General features: G+C 66.5%; 22 protein-coding genes and 2 tRNA genes. 12 read left to right on the forward strand and 12 right to left on the reverse strand.

Annotated features, from left to right (window positions below; all coding sequences use genetic code 11):
• Positions 1-203 precede the first annotated feature (203 nt).
• Both KIP79_RS41150 and KIP79_RS41155 read left to right on the forward strand, forming a co-directional pair.
• Entirely contained in the window at positions 204-581 is a 378-nt protein-coding gene (locus KIP79_RS41150) for a hypothetical protein (RefSeq protein WP_214110468.1), read from the forward strand.
• A 226-nt stretch (positions 582-807) separates the two neighbouring features.
• Complete coding sequence (locus tag KIP79_RS41155; RefSeq protein WP_308170171.1) at positions 808-1,068, forward strand: tyrosine-type recombinase/integrase; 261 nt, start codon at positions 808-810, stop codon at positions 1,066-1,068.
• A 77-nt stretch (positions 1,069-1,145) separates the two neighbouring features.
• On the opposite strand, the gene KIP79_RS41160 is transcribed toward KIP79_RS41155, so the two are convergent.
• Positions 1,146-1,218 (reverse strand) — tRNA-Arg (locus KIP79_RS41160).
• Between the two features lie 380 nt (positions 1,219-1,598).
• Here KIP79_RS41160 and KIP79_RS41165 point away from each other — a divergent pair.
• The gene (locus KIP79_RS41165; protein WP_214110469.1) at positions 1,599-2,108 is read left to right on the forward strand and encodes a sensor histidine kinase; all 510 of its coding nucleotides are present in this window, start codon (positions 1,599-1,601) and stop codon (positions 2,106-2,108) included.
• Here the strand turns inward: KIP79_RS41165 and asnB are convergent.
• The 3 genes from asnB to KIP79_RS41180 all read right to left on the reverse strand — a co-directional run bounded on the left by asnB (position 2,105) and on the right by KIP79_RS41180 (position 5,993).
• The gene (gene asnB, locus KIP79_RS41170) at positions 2,105-3,952 is read right to left on the reverse strand and encodes an asparagine synthase (glutamine-hydrolyzing) (protein ID WP_214110470.1); all 1,848 of its coding nucleotides are present in this window, start codon (positions 3,950-3,952) and stop codon (positions 2,105-2,107) included. The two genes, KIP79_RS41165 and asnB, sit on opposite strands and share 4 nt — an antisense overlap.
• A 476-nt stretch (positions 3,953-4,428) precedes the next feature.
• On the reverse strand, positions 4,429-5,163 hold the full coding sequence (locus tag KIP79_RS41175; protein WP_214110471.1) for a DUF7873 family protein: 735 nt from the start codon (positions 5,161-5,163) through the stop codon (positions 4,429-4,431).
• Between the two features lie 191 nt (positions 5,164-5,354).
• The gene (locus KIP79_RS41180; RefSeq protein WP_214110472.1) at positions 5,355-5,993 is read right to left on the reverse strand and encodes an NAD(P)-dependent oxidoreductase; all 639 of its coding nucleotides are present in this window, start codon (positions 5,991-5,993) and stop codon (positions 5,355-5,357) included.
• A gap of 142 nt (positions 5,994-6,135) precedes the next feature.
• On the opposite strand from KIP79_RS41180, the gene KIP79_RS41185 reads away from it, so the two are divergent.
• The 3 genes from KIP79_RS41185 (at position 6,136) to KIP79_RS41195 (ending at position 7,578) form a co-directional block, all read left to right on the forward strand.
• Positions 6,136-6,444 carry a winged helix-turn-helix transcriptional regulator gene (locus tag KIP79_RS41185; protein ID WP_256447699.1) on the forward strand — a complete coding sequence of 103 codons (309 nt, stop codon included), beginning with the start codon at positions 6,136-6,138 and terminating at the stop codon, positions 6,442-6,444.
• Positions 6,445-6,487: 43 nt separating this feature from the next.
• A complete protein-coding gene (locus KIP79_RS41190) occupies positions 6,488-6,964 on the forward strand; it encodes a GNAT family N-acetyltransferase (protein WP_214110473.1) in 477 nt (158 codons plus the stop codon).
• A 236-nt stretch (positions 6,965-7,200) separates the two neighbouring features.
• Positions 7,201-7,578: a hypothetical protein gene (locus KIP79_RS41195; protein ID WP_214110474.1), complete on the forward strand. Its 378-nt coding sequence runs from the start codon at positions 7,201-7,203 to the stop codon at positions 7,576-7,578.
• A 79-nt stretch (positions 7,579-7,657) separates the two neighbouring features.
• On the opposite strand, the gene KIP79_RS41200 is transcribed toward KIP79_RS41195, so the two are convergent.
• The gene (locus KIP79_RS41200) at positions 7,658-8,011 is read right to left on the reverse strand and encodes a hypothetical protein (protein WP_214110475.1); all 354 of its coding nucleotides are present in this window, start codon (positions 8,009-8,011) and stop codon (positions 7,658-7,660) included.
• 348 nt (positions 8,012-8,359) lie between these two features.
• Positions 8,360-8,599 (reverse strand): hypothetical protein, encoded by a 240-nt coding sequence (locus tag KIP79_RS41205; RefSeq protein ID WP_214110476.1) that lies wholly within the window; start codon positions 8,597-8,599, stop codon positions 8,360-8,362.
• A 103-nt stretch (positions 8,600-8,702) separates the two neighbouring features.
• Here KIP79_RS41205 and KIP79_RS41210 point away from each other — a divergent pair, with 103 nt between their 5' ends.
• On the forward strand, positions 8,703-9,470 hold the full coding sequence (locus KIP79_RS41210) for a hypothetical protein (protein ID WP_214110477.1): 768 nt from the start codon (positions 8,703-8,705) through the stop codon (positions 9,468-9,470).
• A 208-nt stretch (positions 9,471-9,678) separates the two neighbouring features.
• Here KIP79_RS41210 and KIP79_RS41215 read toward each other — a convergent pair whose 3' ends face one another.
• Positions 9,679-9,843 carry a hypothetical protein gene (locus tag KIP79_RS41215; protein ID WP_214110478.1) on the reverse strand — a complete coding sequence of 55 codons (165 nt, stop codon included), beginning with the start codon at positions 9,841-9,843 and terminating at the stop codon, positions 9,679-9,681.
• 103 nt (positions 9,844-9,946) lie between these two features.
• Entirely contained in the window at positions 9,947-10,279 is a 333-nt protein-coding gene (locus tag KIP79_RS47920; RefSeq protein WP_250214701.1) for a holin, read from the reverse strand.
• Here KIP79_RS47920 and KIP79_RS41225 point away from each other — a divergent pair.
• Both KIP79_RS41225 and KIP79_RS41230 read left to right on the forward strand, forming a co-directional pair.
• On the forward strand, positions 10,169-10,759 hold the full coding sequence (locus tag KIP79_RS41225) for a tyrosine-type recombinase/integrase (protein WP_214110480.1): 591 nt from the start codon (positions 10,169-10,171) through the stop codon (positions 10,757-10,759). The genes KIP79_RS47920 and KIP79_RS41225 overlap by 111 nt on opposite strands.
• A 34-nt stretch (positions 10,760-10,793) precedes the next feature.
• Entirely contained in the window at positions 10,794-10,979 is a 186-nt protein-coding gene (locus KIP79_RS41230) for a hypothetical protein (RefSeq protein WP_214110481.1), read from the forward strand.
• Positions 10,980-11,063: 84 nt separating this feature from the next.
• Here KIP79_RS41230 and KIP79_RS41235 read toward each other — a convergent pair.
• Positions 11,064-11,153, reverse strand: a tRNA-Ser gene (locus KIP79_RS41235).
• A 236-nt stretch (positions 11,154-11,389) separates the two neighbouring features.
• Positions 11,390-11,950 (reverse strand): YceI family protein, encoded by a 561-nt coding sequence (locus KIP79_RS41240; RefSeq protein ID WP_214110482.1) that lies wholly within the window; start codon positions 11,948-11,950, stop codon positions 11,390-11,392.
• A 101-nt stretch (positions 11,951-12,051) separates the two neighbouring features.
• On the opposite strand from KIP79_RS41240, the gene KIP79_RS41245 reads away from it, so the two are divergent.
• Positions 12,052-12,540 carry a MarR family winged helix-turn-helix transcriptional regulator gene (locus tag KIP79_RS41245; RefSeq protein ID WP_214110483.1) on the forward strand — a complete coding sequence of 163 codons (489 nt, stop codon included), beginning with the start codon at positions 12,052-12,054 and terminating at the stop codon, positions 12,538-12,540.
• Here the strand turns inward: KIP79_RS41245 and KIP79_RS41250 are convergent.
• Positions 12,509-13,009, reverse strand: a complete 501-nt coding sequence (locus KIP79_RS41250) for a SigE family RNA polymerase sigma factor (RefSeq protein ID WP_214110484.1) — start codon at positions 13,007-13,009, stop codon at positions 12,509-12,511. The two genes, KIP79_RS41245 and KIP79_RS41250, sit on opposite strands and share 32 nt — an antisense overlap.
• A 242-nt stretch (positions 13,010-13,251) precedes the next feature.
• Here KIP79_RS41250 and KIP79_RS41255 point away from each other — a divergent pair, with 242 nt between their 5' ends.
• Both KIP79_RS41255 and KIP79_RS41260 read left to right on the forward strand, forming a co-directional pair.
• The gene (locus tag KIP79_RS41255; protein WP_250214702.1) at positions 13,252-14,175 is read left to right on the forward strand and encodes a hypothetical protein; all 924 of its coding nucleotides are present in this window, start codon (positions 13,252-13,254) and stop codon (positions 14,173-14,175) included.
• 22 nt (positions 14,176-14,197) lie between these two features.
• A complete protein-coding gene (locus tag KIP79_RS41260) occupies positions 14,198-14,995 on the forward strand; it encodes a MauE/DoxX family redox-associated membrane protein (protein ID WP_214110486.1) in 798 nt (265 codons plus the stop codon).
• A 114-nt stretch (positions 14,996-15,109) separates the two neighbouring features.
• Here KIP79_RS41260 and KIP79_RS41265 read toward each other — a convergent pair whose 3' ends face one another.
• Positions 15,110-16,291: an ATP-binding protein gene (locus tag KIP79_RS41265; protein WP_214110487.1), complete on the reverse strand. Its 1,182-nt coding sequence runs from the start codon at positions 16,289-16,291 to the stop codon at positions 15,110-15,112.
• Positions 16,292-16,366: the final 75 nt, after the last annotated feature.

Here is a 16,366-nt window from a genome sequence, read left to right on the forward strand (position 1 = left end):
CTCGTCGAGACCGAGCCGGGATTGTTCACCCAGCCGCGCCCATAGCCCGACCGGCGGGTCTCCGACTAGCCGACCTAACCCAACCCAACCGACAAAAGGGGCATCAACTCGCGGAACGCACTCTCAGAGGCGGTATCCGGCTTCCGAGATTCCAACGATGTCCATGGCTGTTGTTAGCATCGGCGTTAGCAAGGTCTCCCCTGATGGAAGTCGTGGAAGATGGCCTTCTCGATCCACTGCGGCAGGAACTGGCGAACAAAACTACAGAGATCTACGCTAGGCCCGTGCCGCCTTGTCTCGATATCTACGTGTGGATCTCAGAGCGTAGCCCCGAAGTCTTCGGACAATTCATCGACTGCTACGTCAACGTGGACGACCCCGGTGATGAGCAGTTCCACGCCTTCGAACAGGTTTATGTCCTGGGCATTGCGAACGGCGCGGACAACAAGGCCCTTGATCGGTTGCGCTTCGGTATCAGGCCATCATCACGGTCACACGCGACGGGGCTGCCGTTCTCGGCCTCAGCGTCGACGTTCCAGACGATCTATCGGAAACGCTGCAACAGGCTGAACGGCTCGTAGAGCAGCTTCAACGGCAGTTCTCTGCTCCCACCGGACTTGCCGGGGTTGAGCTGCCGCCGGCCAGGGACCGCGCTGAATGGGAAGATGAGGACCTCGTGCTACTTCGCACGGGCGAACTCCCCGATCCTAGCCCTGGCGCCAATAACGTCTGATCTGTCGATCTCCGGGCCTTCGCGCGGGGCCCTCGCTCGGGAACTCCCCATCACCTGCTGATCAACCGACAACTGTGACAGGCGGCCAACCGCGCAACCTCAATCGCGCATTCGAAGCACATTGCCGGAAGGCGGGCGTTCCTCGAATCCGCGTCCACGACACCCGGCACACCTGCGCCTCACTCCTGGCCGCGCTGGACGTGCATCCCAGGGTCGCGATGCGCATCCTCCGCCACTCACAGATCTCGATGACCATGGACGTCTACACCCAGATCCCCAGCCCAGAGACCCGCAAGGCCCTCGACCGGCTCAACCAGAGCCTTGATGGCGACTGACCCCGTTGCTGTATTTCACAGCTGTATGAAGATCAAAAAGGCCCATCGCGATGATCGCAATGGGCCCTTGAGTTGGGCGCGGCCGAGAGGACTCGAACCCCTAACCTTCTGATCCGTAGTCAGATGCTCTATCCATTGAGCTACGGCCGCTGGCTTGTTGCGGTGGCCCTGGGGGCCGGTAGCAACGGGTCAACTGTACCAGTTCGCTGGTGCTGGTAGCGCCAATTAAGGAGGGGGTGGGGCCTGCGGGTGCCGGGCCCCGGCGGCGCGGCCGGGCCGACTCTGTAGCGATGTTCGACCGCGTCGTATGGAACACGCCCTCAACCCGCTGCCCCATCGTCGTTGGTTCGCCGGTGCTCCTGTCGATGACTGAGAGCTCGTCTGGCCTGCGGGGTGGGTGGGGGCGGTGGTCTGGGTGGTTGAAAAGGGGCAAAGAGGGTCAAAGTTCGTGAGGGATGGGCGTGGCTCTGGGGGGTTGGGGTTAGGAAGGGGATATCTGCCTGTATTTCGGCTGATGGGGACGGGTGCTGATGAACATGGTGATCGTCGCGGCCGGGGTCCTGCTGGTTGTGTTGGTGGTGGTGCGGACTGTGTATCGGCGGCGAGCGGAGGACCTTAACGAGCGGTGGGTGACGGAGCGGGTGGAGGGCACGCTGGGCGCGGATGGACGGCGGCTGGCGGATATGGCGATCCTGGTGGAGCGGGCGCGGCAGGCGGGGGTGGCGGCTCGGCTTCATGTGTCGGGGGCGCCGGCGAAGCTGCCCGCTGAGGTCGATCTGGCGGGGTATCGGATCATTCAGGAAGCTCTGATGAACGCCATCGAGCATGGCGTTTCCACCGCTACGGTGACCATCGCGTACCGGGCGAACGCGCTCGTGATTGATGTGGACACTCCCATCGGGAGCAGGCCCACGCGGTACTCCGGGGCCAAGCGGATGCGCGCACGCGCCACCCCGCTCGGGGGGAGCGTCAAGTCCCGGCCGTACGGAGACGGGTGGCGCGTAAGCGCAAATTTCCCGATTGTGTTGGAACCGTCTTAGATGTCGAGCTTGACCTGGTACTCGCGGAGCCAGGCGTCGAGTTGGAGCATGCGCTCCAGCGGGCCCCGGGTCTCCTGCGCGCTCCGGTCGTCGATCACCCGGCGGGACAACGCCCGGGCCTGGACCGGGTTGATGATCTGCCGGCTAGACAGGTCGTCGTCCCGTAGCAGGTCGCGTACGGCCTCCCGCAACGCCATTTCGTAGCCGGGGTCCTGAGTCGACGGGTATGGGCTCTTCACCCGTTGCAGGACGGATTCGGGAAGTACGTCCGCGCAGGCGGCGCGCAGCAGGCTCTTCTCGCGGCCGTCGAACGTCTTCATCGCCCACGGCGCGTTGAAGACGTACTGCACCAACCTGTGGTCACAGAACGGGACGCGGACCTCAAGGCCGACGGCCATGCTCATGCGGTCCTTGCGGTCCAGGAGCATCTGGACGAAGCGGGTCAGATTCAGGTAGCTGATCTCGCGCATGCGGCGTTCGTGGCCGGTCTCGCCGGGGAGGTGGGGGACCTCGGCGAGCGCCTGGTGGTAGCTGTCGGCCCGATATTTCGGGATGTCGAGCATGCGGAGGACGTCCTGGTCGATCAGGTCCAGGTTGGCCTGGCCGCTGATGTCGCTGATCGCCAGCCACGGGAAGGTGTCGGCGTTCACCGCTACCGGATCATGGAACCAGTTGTAGCCGCCGAAGACCTCGTCGGCCGACTCGCCGGACAGGGCCACCGTGGAGTGCCTGCGGATGGCCCGGAACAGCAGGTAGAGCGAGGTGTCCATGTCGCCCATGCCGATCGGCAGGTCGCGGGCGCGTAGCACGGTCGCGCGTACGGCCGGGTCCATCAGGTCCACCGAGTCCAGCACGATGTCGGTGTGGTCGGAGTCGACGTGCTGGACCAGGTCGTGGACGTAGGGGGCGTCGGGGGTGGACCTGGCGGAATCGGGCTTGAAGTTCTCCGTGTAGCCGACGAAGTCGACGGCGAAGGAGCGGACCTTGCCCAGGCCGCTCTCGCGCAGGTCCTTGGCGGCGAGCGCGGTGACCGAACTGGAGTCCAGGCCGCCGGAGAGCAGGGTGCAGAGGGGGACGTCGCTGATCAACTGGCGGGCGATGATGTCGTTGAGCAGGTCGCGTACGGTGGCCACCGTGGTGGGGATGTCGTCGGTGTGCTCGTAGGAGCACAATTTCCAGTAGCGCCGTTTGGTGATGCCCTGGCGGCTTACCTTGACGAGTTGGCCGGGGCGTACTTCGTACATGCCTTTGAAGATGGCGTGTTCGGGGGTTTTGACGAACGCGAACAGCTCGCGGAGGCCGTCGGCGTCGACCACGCGTTCAGCTAGGGGGTTGGCCAGGATGGCTTTGGGTTCGGAGCCGAAGAGGACTCCGTGGAGGGTTGGGTAGTAGTAGAGGGGCTTGATGCCCATTCGGTCGCGTACCAGGAGGAGTTCCTCGCGTCGGGTGTCCCAGATCGCGAAGGCGTACATGCCATTGAGGTGGTCGGCGAGGTCTTCGCCCCATTCGAGGTAGGCGTGTAGGACGACCTCGGTGTCGCTTTGGGTACGAAAGCGGTGGCCGTGTGCGGTGAGCTCGCGGCGGAGTTCCTGGAAGTTGTAGACCTCGCCGCTGTAGGTGAGAACGGCGAGCTCCTGGCCGTCCTCTTCGGCGATCATCGGCTGCCGGCCGCCGAGGAGGTCGATGATGGCGAGCCGGCGGTGGCCGAGGGCGGCGTGCGGCTGCGTCCAGAGGCCCTCGTCGTCGGGTCCCCGGCAGGCCATCGTGTCCGTCATCCCCCACGCGATCTCCCTGGTCTGGGTCAGGTCGCGTTTATAGTCCACCCACCCGGTAATTCCGCACATGTCTCGATCCTCCAATCAGTAGCGGTAACACCGGAGGCGGAAATCGATATGCCCTGATCAAATAAGCTTGACCTCGGTCAGAGTGAGTGTTTAACAACACGGCGACCCCCGGGGCATGCCCTGGCCCCGGGGGTCTGGTTGCCGTCATATGGGACGGCCGAGCGTTTAAGAATGCCGGTCAGTCATCATTATGTTGCGCTCTTCCATTGAGCTAGGGGCGCAGGTGGAGCACCCCGCGGGACTCGAACCCGCACCCTCAACATGCCCTTCGGCATTCGGTTGCCCGGGCGTCGGACGGCGAATGCTGAGCCTGGAGCGAGAATCTGAGTTTCAGCGGCCGCCTCTTCCTGCTTGGGCTACTCCGGCGCGGTGGGGGCCGGAGACGGGATTCGAACCCGCACTGACACCGCATTTCAGCTTCGAGCCTCATTTTCAGCTTGCGCTCCTCGCGCACCCGCCCCCGAAGGGGCGGGAGTTCACGGTGCGAGCAGGTAGGCGAACAGCGTCTCACCGACGCGCTGGTCGGTGATTTCGGTGCCGTTGGCCTCCTCCCGCGCGTACTTGACAGCCTCCTGGAGCCTGACGATGCGGACGAGCAGCTCGTTCACCCGGCGCTGCGGAAGCGCGCCGGAGAAACCGATTTTGGTCCAGTAGCCGACGACCACGTCCTCGTTGTACACCTGCACCTGGGCCGGGTGTTTGTCGGTGGCCGCGGCCAGCACGTGGTTGCGCGGCACCTTCTTGGTCCGCGTGGTTTTGACCGGTTCGGTGCGCCAGGAGTCGGTGTTCTCGTCCCGGGACCAGGTCTCGGACGGGTCCAGCGTGGGCAGCCGGGAGACGAACGTGTGCAGTTCGGACAGCTGCTTCTCCAGGAAGAGCAGGTACGTGACGGGCACGTCCGGGACCAGCACGTCGCCGTCGATCTTCACGTCCGCCTTGGCGGAGCAGTTGGCGACATCCTTGGTGGCGGTGACGTCGAACAGCCGGGTCATCGCCGTCGCGATGTCCACCAGCACCTGCTCGGCCTGCACCTGCACCCGGGTGGACTCGGCGGGGAGTTGCTCGCCTTCGTCGTCGATGGGCTGGTACGTCCGGGAGATGCCGGACAGCAGGGGCGCCTTCTGGATCAGGTTGTTCGCGTCGTTGACCTTGCGCTGGACGTCTGATTTGACGCCTTTCTCCACCGCGAGGATCTGGTTGAGCTTCGTCACGGCATGACCGTAACGGTTGTGGGCGCCATGACACACCTCAATATTCGATGGCACGAAATATCGGTACTTGGTGGTGTTCGGGCACGCGGGTTCGTGCGGTGCTTCCGGTGACCGGGATAGAGAGTATTTTTCGGGGTTCGTCCTGGGCAGGACCACTTGGCATGGATTTTTCGGCCTAAGTGGTCCATGCGTTATGGGAGGGTTTCGACGCCGATGTGGGTGTGGTGGTGGGTTGGGGTGTCGATTTCGTCCAGTACGGCTATCGCGAAGTCGGGGTGGGAGATGCGGCTGTCGGCTGCAGCCGGGGCGACGCGGTAGGTGCCGGTTCGCGGGGCGTTGTAGGCGAAGTCGCCGGACGGGCTGAGCACCAGCCAGTCGAGGGACGGTGTGGCTGTGTGCAGGGTGGTCGTTCCGGCGGCGTGGCCGAGGTAGAAGGTGCGGTATTCCTGGGGATAGTCCGGGGTGTCCATCAGGAGTTCGCCGGATTCGGTGGGCAGGATCGAGGCCAGGCCGACGACCAGGAGGCGGGGAACGCCTGCTTTGGGGAGGGCTTCGATGAGGGCCTGGGCGGTGTTGGCGAAGAACGTTTCAGGGCCGGTGGCCGGGTCGTAGACCGTGCTGACGGCGGCGGTGTGGCCGGGGGCCAGGGCGGCGATCGAGGCTGGGTCAGTGACGTCCGCGGTGGTCACGTGTACGCCTTCGGTGGCGAGATCGGCGTGATTGGCGGGGTTGCGGACGGCTGCGGTGACCTCGTGGCCTCGGCGGCGGGCCTCCTGGACGATCGCTCGGCCGGCTCGACCGCCGGCGCCGAAGATGATGATCTTTGCCATGGGTACTCCCGTTGCGCGTGGTCGGCTGCTGGGCTCGGACGTTAGCCAGGGGTGTGGTTACCTCGGGGATACCGGTTACGGTGAAAGCGTGAGAGAGCCTCTTCGCTCGGATATGTTCGATGAGATCTGTCCGTCGGATCTGATGCCGTTTCGGATCGGGGACAAATGGGCGGCGATGATTATTCGCTGTCTTGAGGGCGGGCCGCGTAGGTTTTCTGAACTGCGTGTTGCTCTGCGGGGGATTACGCCGAAGGTTCTTACTCAGTCTCTGCGTGCGCTTGAGCGGGATGGGCTGGTGCTGCGGCACGTGGCTGACTCGGCGACTCCGCGGGTTGAATATGAGTTGAGTGCGTTGGGTCGGAGTCTGCTTGGGCCTCTGGCGGTTATGTGCGCGTGGGCTGAGGAGCATTGGGAGCAGTTGCTTGATGCTCGGGAGTCGTGGGCGGGCTGAAGGTGGCCGCGGAAGTGTCGGTCGGGTCTGCCAGACTGGCGCGATGAGCGATGAGGTCTGGCTCCGGGACGTGGTGGAGGGCGATCTTCCGACGTTCTACGAGCAGGAACAGGATCCGGAGGCGACCCGGCGATCACGGTTTCGAGCGCGTGAGCGGGATGCCTTCATGACCCACTGGACTACGAAGATCCTTGGCGATTCGACGGTGTTCGTGCAGGCCGTGATTATTGGGGGTGAAATAGCTGGGAATATTGTGGCCTGGTGGGAGCAGGATCGACGCTTTGTCGGGTACTGGTTTGGGTGGAAATTCTGGGGACGGGGTGTCGGTACCCGAGCTCTCACAATGTTTCTGGATAAAGAGGTCAATCGGCCTCTGTATGCCGACCCGTATGAAGGGAACACGGGCTCGGTTCGGTTGCTTGAGAAATGCGGCTTTCAGCGCATCGGGACGGTGGTCCATGGTGATGACCAGCACATCATGCTGAGGCTCGATTCCTTACCGGCCGTCAAGAGCACCTAGCAGAATGACGAGGTCACCGATCCTCGCCGCTATTCGGCGTCGTTGACGCATCCGTACGGACGCCTGGGCGGTGGTTCGTCCTTACCTCCTGGCCTGGGCTCTTGCGGCTGCGACCGCCAGGGGGGATCACCAGCAGGCCGAGGCAGGATTAGTTGGGTCTGGCGCTGGCCGAGGGGCGGCAGGGACGCGGTAGACGGGCGGGGAGCCGCCGAGATCCTGGGCATCAGCTACAAGACGTGGGCAACAAGGGCTGCGACGCGGCCTACGCCCTGCAACCACTCAACCCCGGGCGCAAGACGCTGCTGTTCGACCGCGCCCACGTGGAGGCCGTGGCCGCCGGCCGGACGCCACCCGCCACGACTGCCACCGCCGACCCGCATCCGGCCGATCTGCTCGACGAGCAGGACGCCGCCGAGGAGCTCGGCGTCACCTATGCGACCGTCCGGCATGACCGCGCCGTGGTCAGGCCGCCGGGCTGGATGGAGGTCTGCGGCGTGGCCCTCATCAAGCGGGCCACCCTCGCGCGCGTGATCGCGACCCGGCCTGGCCGCGGCGTCAGTGGTGGCCGCCCACGTAAGAGCAGCCGACCGCGCAGCACACCCGAACCCGAGTGAGCGGACGGTTGCCTGACTTCAACAGCGTCTTTCGGACCCACCTACGCGCGAGCATGGGCCCCACCGCAGTGAGGCGGATTCATGTTCGTGTGGAAGTCGGCCCCACCTTGATTGTCCTCGCGACGACCCCTATCTCTCGGGGGCCGATTATCTTCAGCCAAAGGAGATCGGCTTCGTTGTTGTGATGGTGGAGAAGGTGGTGAGCGTCAGCTGGCCAGGGCCCGGTCTTCGGCAGCTCGCAAACGATGATCTCGTCGACTAAGTCATCCCCTTCGACTGGGCCGTCCATAGCCATCTGAACCACGTGAGACAGCTCTACCAACACGACGTCCTCGGCGCCGCTCGTCAGAGTGATCTTCGCCGTGTTCGTAGAGGGACCGGCATCGACAACGACTGAGTACAGGAAGAAACCGCGGTACCTGCTGAGATCCACCGCGGCACCATACTTCCGCTTGCCAGGACTGTGCTGCGCTCCAAGTGCCTCCCCAGCCCTGCTCGACTGCTTCTGGCAGATGCTCATGAGCAACAAACAGGTGGGGGGCGTCCTCGGGATCATCGGCGGGTCGTGCTCGTCACGGCCGGTTCGATCGCTGAGTGGGCTAGATCGCGCGCCGGCTGGTCGCTGACGGCGCCAGCAGAGGCAGCATTGCGGGCGACAGGGGTCAAGCTGTCCACGGTCCACCAGCGGGTGAGCCGTTCCCGGCAGCGGATCGACCGCGCCGCTGTGGAAACGGCAGCACCAGGGCAGTGACAGGGCAGTCCTGCCGCATCGTCCACGGACTCAGCCGTCGAGGATCTCGGCCAACACCTCGACCGGATGGCGGTCGCCGGGTTCGTCCGGCTCCCAGCGCACTCCATGGTCGCCGGGGTAGGCGTTGCGATGATCGAACCGGTCGTTGAGGATCTTGGCGGCAATCCTCTTCGGGAAGGCGGCGCAGGTGCCGACTGGGGAGTCGGTGAGGATCGGGGTGCGGAAATGCTTGCAGATGGTGCACTGGCTCCCGCCGATACGAACCGTCATCGTCGCTCCTAGCTCCGATGCACAAGCCCCGGCACGCTCTACTCTGACGCCCATTGGTCCGGTATGTGACCCATCTGGGGCCTGAACTCCCCGAGGAGAGACCATGCACGTCATCAACCTGACCCCGCACCCCCTCACCCTCTACAGCGCGGACACCTCGGACGTCGTCCAGGACCCCAGCGTGGGCGTCCTCGCGGTCTGGGAGGTCGCCGGACCGATGGCCCGCCACGCGGAGACCCGGCAGCCCGCCGGGTCCATCGCCTTCCACACCCCGGGCGGCGAAGTCGTACACGTCCCTCTGACGGAGGTCGGGTCCGGGGAGGTCACCGGCCTACCGGACCCCCGCCCCGGGGTGACGTGCATCGTGTCCCGTGCCACGGCCGAGCGCACCACCGGCCGCGCCGACGTCGTCTACCCGGACCGTCCGGTCCGCTCCACCAGTGGTCAGATTGTGGGCTACCGGGCGCTGGCCCGTGCTGTGACCGGTCAGACTCTGCCGGACACCTACCGCTTCCAGCACAAGAACCCGCGCCGCGTCCTCGGCGGGAAACGGTGGGAGGACTACGTTAACGGGCAGTTCGTCACCGTCCTGTCGCCGGACATTGCCAGCCAGTTCGGCACCGTGCCCGTCCGCGTCGGCGCCGCGCTGGCGCACCTGCATGGGGAGGTGGTCCGGGAACTGCACGAGGCGCTCGGCTACGCCCGCCGCCGCGCCGACCACCCGCAATGCCCCGAGTGCCGGGAGTTCGGTGAGCCGATCGCGGGCGAGTGGCCGATGTGGCAGTGCCCGGCTGGGCACCGCTGGGACGTTGAAACGGCGCTGTCCCGGATCCGGCCCTGCACGGAGTGCCACGGGTACGGCAACCTGTAGGCCATACGCGACGACCGCCCGCCCCGGGGCACCGGGAGGCGGGCGTTACGCATCCCGCAGGTCGCCAGCGGCTCTGGAGTTCCGGGCGTAAGTGATCGTGGTCTCACAATGAACTCACAAGCTCGCCCGCGACAACGGTATTGAACCGGCCAAGAAAAGTGGCTGATCCGAAACCCGGGCTACCCGCTGTCCTTCGCCTGAGTAGTAGCTATTTGTCTGACTCGTCTTGCATGCCGTCCACCACATCCTTCACGCCGTAGAGCACACGCTCAAAGATCGGCCAGGCAGCATCGGCGACCACCTCAACCAGTTCCACAAGCTCTCCGAACAGGTTCTCTAGGGGCGCAGATGAGGATTCGTCATGTCCAGCCATGAGAGCAACGTACCCCTGCACGCGCGATTCGAGGGGTGGCCCCGGGCCCGCGCTCCCGAGGCCACCCAGTCGTGCCGGGCTCTCAGGTTCCCGGCACGACGATCTACCGGCCGGTGTGCACCCCGGCGCTGGTGGTGAACCCGGCCGTCTGCGGGTCACCGGTCGTGCCCGCGACCAGCAACTTCAGCAGACTCGCCAGAGCAGCCACCCCAGCGATACCACCAATCGCCGCCGAGTCCAGGTCAGTCCAGCCCACCCCGTTGGCGGTGATCACCGCGAGCGCCGAACGACACGGGGCCTGCCCATCCCCGACCCGAACCTGAAAGTGAACGAGTTCTTCGACACGTGGCTGAAGGGCAAGCAGAGGCTCAAGGCCAGCACGCTGGCGGATTACGAGGAGGTGATCCGACTTTACGGTAAGCCGGGCCTCGGCCATATGAAGTTGATCGCAGTGCGGGAGAAGCACCTGACCGAGCTGTATGCCGCGATCCGGCAGATCAACCGGCCGCTGGAAGGGAAGCCGTCCGAGCTGCTCCGCCGCCTGCTGGCGGCGCGCGCGCTCGCCCCCAAGGTCCATCTGGAAGAGGGCGAGAGGCCTGGACTGAAAAGGCAGAAGCCGTTGACTGAGGCCCGGCTCAGAAAGATCCACGCCATCCTGTCCTCAGCGTTCAGCACGGCCCGCAAGCACACGCTGATCACGCACGATCCGACCAAGCACATCGAGTTACCTAAGCCGAAGCGGATCCGGCCGATCGGCTGGACAGACGCCCGGGTGGCGCGTTGGAAGGCCACAGGCAAGATCCCGAGGAAGGTGATGGTGTGGACCCCCGCACAGTGCGGCCCGTTCCTGGACACCGCCGCCGAGCGCGGGGAACGGCTGTTCCCCTCTTTCATCTGGCGGCAAGCGCCGAGCTGAGATCTGCCAGGCCGGCGAAGCTGACCTCGACCTGGTGGCCGGCACGCTGACCCTTTGGGAGTCGGAGCCTGAGGACGATGAGGAGAAAGATGAGAGCCTGAAGTCGGAAAACTCCACTCGCGTGGTCTCGCTCGGCCCAGAGAACGTGGCGCTCCTCATCGAGTGGGGCCAGCGGAAGCGCCGGGAAAGGCTCATCCCGCGGAGAAAACTGTTCTCGTGACGTTCGGCCTCACCTTGGGGGTTTGATCTTCATTTGGAGATCAAGAAGGCCCTGCTCCCTGGTAGGGAGAGGGCCTTTGAACTGCGGAGGTTCGGGGATTTGAACCCCGGATGGGCTTAAGGCCCAAACCGCATTAGCAGTGCGGCGCCATAGACCGGACTAGGCGAAACCTCCCGGTAGCCGATGTGGCTCTGGACAGCGTACCGGCGATCGCCCAAGGCGGCAAAGCGGATTGCCGTGGCCCTCCCACCCACGCCCCGGCTGCCACCGAGGCCACCCTTCGCACAGGGCGGGGGTTCCCCCGAACGACATCAAGCCCGGCCCCCATCACCCCCAGCAACCAATGCGCACAACTCTTATCCACAGCCTGTGGAAAAGAGTTGTGCGCAAGGGGATCACCCAGGCAAGAGTCAGGCCCGGACGGCCTCGCCCTCGATTTCGATTTTGATCTTCTTGCCGACCAGGACGCCGCCCGTCTCCAGGGCCACGTTCCAGGTCAGTCCAAAGGCCTCGCGGTCGAGCTCGGTCTCGGCCGCGAAACCGAAGATCTCCTGGCCCTGCAGGCTGGTGGTCGCACCGGTGAACTCGGCCTTGAGCGTGACCTGCTGGGTGACGTCGCGCACGGTGAGGTCGCCGACCAGGGTGAACTCATCGCCCTGGAAGTCGCGGACGCCGGTGCTCCGGAAGGTGATCTCCGGGAACTTCTCGGCGGAGAGGAAGTCGTCGCTACGGAGGTGGTTGTCGCGGTCGTTGACACCGGTGGTGATGCTCTCCGCCTTGATCGCCACTTCCACACTGGAGTCCAGCGGGTTCTCACCGATTACGATCTTGCCGGAGAACTCGTTGAACTGGCCGCGGACCTTGCTCACCATCATGTGTTTCGCGACGAAGCCGACGCGCGTGTGGGCGATGTCCAGGTTGAACTCGCCGGCCGCCGGAATGGTCAGGCCCTGCCACTCACGGGTGCTCATAGCTGTCTCCAGGGGTTCGTTGACTTGCGGATGATTGCGCCAACAACTGTCTACAGGAGGAATATTCCCCGCGTCAACTACCGTCGCGTACACTCGTGCCCATGGAGCTTTTTGACGATCCCCGACTGACGGCGATGGGGTTGTTCGCCGAGGTCTACACCGGCCTGGCGGACAAGACCAGCGCCGTGTTCGCCGAGGCGGGGTTGTCCGACGTCGACTTCGAAACCCTCATCCGGCTGGCCCGTTCCCCCCAGCAGAGCCTGCGCATGAGCGATCTCGCCGCGCAGACCTCCCTGTCCACCAGCGGCATCACCCGCGTGGTCGACCGGCTCGAACGCGAGGGCCTGGTGACCCGCCAGGCCTGCGCCACCGACCGGCGCGCCTCCTACGCCGTGATCACCGAGGCGGGCACCGCGCGTCTGCGGCAGGTGATCCCCCGGCATCTGGAGGAGATCGAGGTCTGGTTCACCGGATTGGTCCCCCCGGACCGACTGGCCGAATTCCTCGACACGCTCCGCCTCATCCGCGACGTGGTACGGCCCTGCGCGACCGCCGGAGTCACGTCAAGAGTCGACGCTGCCCGGGGATGACCAGCTCGCCGCGGAGTTTCGCGATGCCCCGGGAGACCGTGCTCTTCACGGTCCCGACGCTGATCCCCAGCGCCTTGGCGATCTCGGGCTCCGTCATGTCCTCGTAGTAGCGCAGCACGATCGCGGTGCGCTGGCGTACAGGTAGCCGGCTCAGCGCGTGCTCCAGCTCGTCGTAGCGGTGGCCGGGGTCCTGGTAGAAGGCGAGCTCGGGCAGCTCGTCGGCCGGGTACTCCTCCAGCTTCCGCCGCCGCCACCACGAGATGTTGATATTGACCATCGCCCGCCGTACGTACCCGTCCAGCGCGGCGCGATCCTGGATGCGGTCCCAGGCCTGGTACGTCTTGGCCAGCGCCGCCTGGAGCAGGTCCTCGGCGTCGGCCGGGTTGCCGGTCAGCTGGTTCGCCACGCGCAGGAGCGCCGCCCCACGCGTCACCACGTACGCGCGGAACTCCTCGTGGCTTGCGATCATGCGTTCAGAATCCCAGCCGGAGGCCGCCGTCCGGCTGAACCGGGATCCTGGTTTCCGCCCGCCGCCCGCAAAGATCGGGTAAGCCCGCTGACAGGAGGCCAGTGCCGGATAGGGTCGGGTTTGCCCCGACCTGGGGGCAACGGATTCCACCACGAGGGGGAATTCTTGCTACCCCACACCCCCCGACGCCGGAATTATGCCCCTATCAGGCGAGACATCATGTGAGGCTGATGGGTGTGGCGATGCATGAGCGTAGGCGGGCGCTGGCGGCAGCCGTACTCGGCAGGGACGGCGAGCCGGCGCGGACGGATACCGGCGACGGCGGGACGCTGAGCGCGGTCAGCGGCGTGGTGCTCGACATCAGCCCCCATCTGATCATCATCGAGACCGACGAGGCCGCGGAGGAGCGGCTGGTCATCGCGCCGTGGGCGACCGCGTGGCGGGGCGGCAACGTCGCCGTCGCCGACGTGCCGATCGGCTCGCGCGTGATCATCCGGACCCGCTCCGGCAAGGTGGTGGACCGCATCTGGTCGGACATCACCCGGCTGACCGGGATCATCCTGGCCGTCACCGGCCGCACCGACCTGGCCGTCCAGCTCGACTGCGGCCCGCACCGCGGCCGCCGCTCGGTCGTCATCCCCTACCGCTCGTCAGGACGCATCCGGGTACGGTACCCGCGGCTCGAACCCGGCTACCTCTTCGACGCCATCGGCCTGGTCGAGGACGGCACGGCGCTCGCCCAGCTGCCGGCCACCTCGCAACCGCCCTACCGGGCCACCGCCGTGCCGCCGCCGTCCCCCACGTACGGCGGGTCGCAGGCGACGATTTCCGGTACGGCCGTCTGGTCCGATTTCACCGACCGAGGGGCGGCGTATCCGATGTTGGAGCGGTCCGACACCGGCTGCGATGATTCCGGCATCTCCTGCGCCGGCCTGCCGTACCTGGCGCTGGGGTCCGTGGCGCACGTGCGGAACGCCTGCACCGGGCTGGGAACGGAGGTGCCGATCGTGGCCTGCGGGTGTGTGGCCGGGCGGTTCTGCGACCGGTGCGTGGAGTGCGGCACCTCGCCGCGCGGCCGGATCCTGGAACTCTCGGCGATCTCGTACGTCGAACTCGGCGGCGACCTGACCAAGGGCTGCTTCAACGCGCGGATGGGAGTGACATGACCGGTCCGAAGGAGGGTGCCCGGTGAACCAGACGATCGCCGTGGCGGCGCAGCCGATTCTGGTCCTGATTCTCACGCTCGGCGGGGTGGCCAAGCTGGCCACGGTGGGCACCGACGCCGAACCCGGCGCGCTCGGGCGGCTCGGCCCTGCGGTGCTCGCCCCGGAGCGGTTCCGGGCGCCCGCGTTGATCTTCTGCGCGGTGGCCGAGTTCGGGCTGGCCGCCGGGCTGGTCCTGGTCGATCACCCCGTGCCCCGCTGGATGACGGTGACCTTCTTCGCGGTCGCCACGTACGTGCTCTGGGACCTGCGGCGACGCCGTCCCGACGTGGGCTGCGGCTGTTTCGGCGAGGTCAGCGCGCGACCGGTGGGACGGCGGGCGATCGGGCGTACGGTGCTGCTGACCGGCATGTCGGTCATGGTGGCCCGGTACGGCGAGGCCGGGTTGTCCTGGCCGTCACCGATCTGGCTGGCCGGTGGGGTCGCGCTGCTGCTGGTCCTCTCCCCCGAGATCGAGGAGTCGATGGCGCGGCTCCGCTACCGCGCCCCCTGCGAGCAGCGGCCGTTCGCCGCCGAGCGGGCCTTCGCGCGGCTGCGGTCCAGCGCGGCCTGGCGCGCCCACTACGAGCTGCTCCGCTCCGACCAGCCGACCGACACCTGGCGGGAGTTGTGCTGGCGGTTCTTCACGTTCGAGGGCACGGACGGGTCGGACGTCGTCTTCGCGGTCTATCTCAGTGGCCGCCGGCCGCCCGTCCGCACGGCGGTGGTCGGCGCGGACGGGCAGCGGGCGCCTCTGCGGGAATCTATCCCTGTATCGGCCTGAGCCTAGACAGGCCTAGATTCCCGAATCGAGGCGCGCGGCATTCGGCTCTCTACGGCTCTCTAGCTTCCCCGCTAGAAAGCCGTAGAGAGGTCAATGGGACCTCAGCAGGCCGGGTCAGACCGGCTGGGCACGGAGGAACCTCCCGAAGTGGGGGACGGTGAAGGCGATCAGCCCCCGCTCCGCGCTGTAGATCAGCCCCTTCTTGATGAGGCTGTCGCGCGCCGGGGACAGGCTGGACGGTTTGCGGCCGAGCGCCTCGGCCACCTCGGCGGTGGGCACGGGATCGTCCCCGAGTTGCGCCATCGCGTGCATGTAGTCGCGTTCCGCGGGGGTGGCCCGCTCGTACCGGCTGCCGAAGAAGCCGACGGCCAGTTCCTCCTCGGCCTCCGGGGCCGACACCTTGATGTCGTCGGCGGTGATCGGGCTGCGCGGCGCCAGGTCCCAGGCCACCTTGCCGTACGCCTGGACGAAGTAGGGGTAGCCGTCGGCCGCCTCGTAGAGAGCGTCCAGCGCCTCCGGAGTGAAGGCGACGCCCTCCTCGGCGGCGGGGGCGATCAGCGCCAGGTCGGCGGCCTCCCGGTCCAGCTTGTCGATGCGCGCGTACCGGAACAGGCGCTCGGAGTAGCTCTTGCTGGCCGACAGCACCGAGGGCAGGTGGGGCAGCCCGGCGCCGACCACGATCAGGCGCCCTCCCGTCTGGGAGAGCTCGTGACAGGCGGCGCAGAGGGCCGAGACGTCCGGCGCCGGCACGTCCTGCATCTCGTCGATGAACAGGGCGATGCCGACCCCGAGGTCGGTGGCCACGCTGGCCGCGTCGACGAACAACTCGGTGAGGTCGATCTCCAGGTCGCCGGAGTCGGCGCGGCCCCGGCGAGCGGGCACGTCGATGCCGGGCGACCAGTGCGAGGTGCCCTTGGCGGCGGCCGGGTCGCGCATGGCGAACGCCTTGAGTACGCCGAGGAAGTCGTCGATGCGCTCCGGGCCGCGGTGGCGGGGGGCCAGCTCGCGGATGGCCATGTGCAGCGCGGCGGCGACCGGGCGCCGGATCGACTGGTCCGGGCGGGCCTCGATCTTGCCCGTGCCCCAGAGCCGCTGCATGGCCATCGACTTGAAGGTGTTCAGCAGCACGGTCTTGCCCACGCCGCGCAGGCCGGTCACCACCATGCTCCGCTCCGGGCGGCCGCGGGCCACCCGTTCGAGCACGACCTCGAACTGCTGGAGCTCACGATCGCGGCCGGCGAGTTCCGGGGGACGCTGGCCGGCTCCGGGGGCGTAGGGGTTGCGCACAGGGTCCACGCTGTCGGACTTTATGACCGGATATAGCGAGCGCCGTAGATTTCCGTAGAGAACGCTACGGCGTGTCGCGGATCG

It is taken from the genome of Acrocarpospora catenulata (genome assembly GCF_018476525.1).
Lineage (GTDB): Bacteria > Actinomycetota > Actinomycetes > Streptosporangiales > Streptosporangiaceae > Acrocarpospora > Acrocarpospora catenulata.

Bases quoted from the DNA above. Each gene is read 5' to 3' on its own strand.
- KIP79_RS41150 (WP_214110468.1), top strand. From the start codon at position 204: ATGGAAGTCGTGGAAGATGGCCTTCTCGATCCACTGCGGCAGGAACTG.
- KIP79_RS41165 (WP_214110469.1), top strand. From the start codon at position 1,599: ATGAACATGGTGATCGTCGCGGCCGGGGTCCTGCTGGTTGTGTTGGTG.
- asnB (WP_214110470.1), bottom strand. From the start codon at position 3,952: ATGTGCGGAATTACCGGGTGGGTGGACTATAAACGCGACCTGACCCAG.
- KIP79_RS41180 (WP_214110472.1), bottom strand. From the start codon at position 5,993: ATGGCAAAGATCATCATCTTCGGCGCCGGCGGTCGAGCCGGCCGAGCG.
- KIP79_RS41185 (WP_256447699.1), top strand. From the start codon at position 6,136: ATGCCGTTTCGGATCGGGGACAAATGGGCGGCGATGATTATTCGCTGT.
- KIP79_RS41190 (WP_214110473.1), top strand. From the start codon at position 6,488: ATGAGCGATGAGGTCTGGCTCCGGGACGTGGTGGAGGGCGATCTTCCG.
- KIP79_RS41205 (WP_214110476.1), bottom strand. From the start codon at position 8,599: ATGACGGTTCGTATCGGCGGGAGCCAGTGCACCATCTGCAAGCATTTC.
- KIP79_RS41210 (WP_214110477.1), top strand. From the start codon at position 8,703: ATGCACGTCATCAACCTGACCCCGCACCCCCTCACCCTCTACAGCGCG.
- KIP79_RS41215 (WP_214110478.1), bottom strand. From the start codon at position 9,843: ATGGCTGGACATGACGAATCCTCATCTGCGCCCCTAGAGAACCTGTTC.
- KIP79_RS47920 (WP_250214701.1), bottom strand. From the start codon at position 10,279: ATGGCCGAGGCCCGGCTTACCGTAAAGTCGGATCACCTCCTCGTAATC.
- KIP79_RS41240 (WP_214110482.1), bottom strand. From the start codon at position 11,950: ATGAGCACCCGTGAGTGGCAGGGCCTGACCATTCCGGCGGCCGGCGAG.
- KIP79_RS41245 (WP_214110483.1), top strand. From the start codon at position 12,052: ATGGAGCTTTTTGACGATCCCCGACTGACGGCGATGGGGTTGTTCGCC.
- KIP79_RS41250 (WP_214110484.1), bottom strand. From the start codon at position 13,009: ATGATCGCAAGCCACGAGGAGTTCCGCGCGTACGTGGTGACGCGTGGG.
- KIP79_RS41255 (WP_250214702.1), top strand. From the start codon at position 13,252: ATGCATGAGCGTAGGCGGGCGCTGGCGGCAGCCGTACTCGGCAGGGAC.